We start from the raw sequence: 2,499 nt of genomic DNA, 5'->3' as shown, positions 1-2,499 counted from the left end.
CCATCCGCCAGGCCGATCTCGACGCTCGCAAAGGACAGGTCATCGGCCCGCCGATTCCCGATCTGGCCTTCCATCTGCTGGACCGCTTCCTGCAGCCGGTGCCCATCGGCGTGCCCGGCGAGATCTATGTCGGCGGTCCCGGCGTCGCTCGCGGCTACTGGAACCGTCCGGCGCTGACCGCCTCCCGTTTCCTGCCCAATCCCTTCGCCGCCGACGGCTCTCGCCTGTATCGCTCCGGCGATCTGGCCCGCCGCCGCGCCGACGGCGAAATCGAATACCTGGGCCGCGCCGATCATCAGGTCAAGCTGCGCGGCTTCCGCATCGAACTGGGTGAGATCGAAGCCGCGCTGTGCCGTCTGCCCGCCGTGCGCGAGGCGCTGGTCCTGCTGGACCGCCCCGCCGCCGGCGAACCCCGGCTGGTGGCCTACGCCGTCGGCGACGCCGAACCCGCAGTCCTGCGCGCCGCGCTGGCCGCCGAGTTGCCCGAACACATGCTGCCCGCCGTTATCGTGGTGCTGGAGCGTTTCCCGCTGACCCATCACGGCAAGGTGGACCGCGCCGCGCTGCCCGCGCCAGAGCCGCTGGCCCGGCGCGCCTTCGAAGCGCCGCGCACGCCCAGCGAATACCTGGTGGCCGAAGTGTTCGCCGAGCTCTTGCAGCTGCCGCAAGTCAGCCGCGACGAGAGCTTCTTCGAGCTGGGCGGCGACTCCATCCTGGCGGTGCGCGCCGCCAACCGGCTGCGCGAGCGCCTGGGCGTGCCGCTGCCGCTGCGCCTCTTGTTTGAACATCCGCGCGCGGCGGAACTGGCGCAAGCCGCCGACGCGCTGCGCGGCCAGGCCTCGGCCGCCGCGCCGGTGCGGCCGGCGCGCCGCCAACTGGCGCGCGTCACCCCCGGCGCCGACGGCGACACCTCATTCCAGCAGTCCAAGCAAGGCCAACCATGAACGCAATCGACGCCCACGCCTCTTTCGACGCCTATGTTTTCCCGCAATCCGGCGCCCAGCGCCGCTTATGGACGCTGACGGACCTTGAGCCGGACTCCACCGCCTACCACATCCCGCTGGCCCTGCGCCTGCGCGGCGCGCTGGACGCCGCCGCGCTGCAAGCCGCGCTGGGCGCCCTGGTGGCGCGCCACGAGATCCTGCGCACCCAATACGATCTGATCGACGGCGAACCCTGCCAACTGATCCGCCCGGAAGCCGGCTGCGAGCTGCCGCTCACCGCCTGCGACGAAGCCGACCTGGCGGCGCTGCTGCGCGCGGAAGCCGCCCTGCGCTTCGATTTGCGGCGCGATCCGGTGATCCGGGCGCGCCTGTTCGTCCTCGGCCCGCAACACCATGTGCTGTCCATCGTGATCCATCACATCGCCTGCGACGGCTGGTCCCTGGGCGTGCTGGTGCGCGAGCTGGGCGCGCTCTATCCGGCGCTGGCCGCCGGCCTGCCCGCGCCGGCCCTGCCCGAGGCGCTGCAATACGCCGATTTCTCGGAATGGGAACGCGAAACCCGCGTCCAAGACGACGAGGCCTTGAACTACTGGCGCGAACGGCTCGCCGGCCTGGACGGCGAGATGGAGCTACCCGGCGATTACGCCGCCGACCCAAGCCGGAGCGAGGCCGCCGGCCACGTCAGCCTGACGCTGCCGGCCCCGCTGATCGACCCGCTGCGCAAGCTGGCCCTCGCCGCCGACGCCACCTTGTTCATGGCCTTGCTCTCAGGCTTCCAGGCGCTACTGCAAAGGCTGAGCGGACGCGACGACGTCTGCGTCGGCAGCCCGGTGGCCAACCGCGACCGCGCCGAGTTCGAACAAACCCTGGGCTTCTTCGTCAACACCCTGATCCTGCGCCAGGACTTGAGCGGCGCACCCAGCTTCGCCCAATTGCTGGCGCGCAACCGCGCCGGCTGCCTGGACGCCTTCGCCCATCAGCACGCGCCCTTCGATCAAGTGGTAAAGCTGGCCGGCCCGCGCGCCCAGGCCCAGGACGCGCCGTTCCGCGCCTTGTTCGCGCTGCAGAACGCGCCGCTGGGCCGCCTGGACTGGCAGGGCGTGGAAGCGGAAGCGCTGCCGCTATTCCCCGCCGACGCCAAATTCGATCTGAGCCTGATGCTGGAGCCGGCCGGCGACGGCCTGCGCGCCACGCTGGAATACCGCGCCGGCCTGATCGGCGCCGACACCGCGGCCCGCTGGCTGGAACACTACCGCGAACTGCTGCAAGCCGCGGTCGCCCAACCGGATTGTCCGGTGGCGCGGCTGCCGCTGCTGAACGCCGAGCAAGCCGCCCAGGCCCTGGGCCCGACGCCTCTCGTCATCGCGCCGCCGCATCCCGATCTCTGCGCCTGGTTCGAGCACGCCGCCCAGGCCTTTCCCGAGCGTATCGCCGTCCAGGGCGACACCGCCGCGCTACGCTACCGCGAGCTGGACGCCCGCGCCAATCAATTGGCCCGGCAATTGCTCCAGCTCGGCGTGCTACCGGAGCAGCGCATCGGACTCTGCTGCCAACG

General features: G+C 71.4%; 2 protein-coding genes. Both read left to right on the top strand.

Annotated features, from left to right (window positions below; genetic code table 11):
* A partial coding sequence (locus B0T39_RS24550; protein ID WP_141111403.1) for a phosphopantetheine-binding protein occupies positions 1-944 on the top strand: 944 nt, incomplete at its 5' end.
* Positions 941-2,499 (top strand): condensation domain-containing protein (locus tag B0T39_RS24545; RefSeq protein ID WP_141111402.1); only part of this gene is annotated, 1,559 nt, incomplete at its 3' end. The genes B0T39_RS24550 and B0T39_RS24545, both read left to right, overlap by 4 nt.

The organism is Chromobacterium haemolyticum (assembly GCF_002081825.1).
GTDB classification, from domain to species: Bacteria; Pseudomonadota; Gammaproteobacteria; order Burkholderiales; family Chromobacteriaceae; genus Chromobacterium; species Chromobacterium fluminis.
Note: the sequence above shows the minus strand (reverse complement) of the source record. Positions and strands in the feature narration are given on the sequence as shown.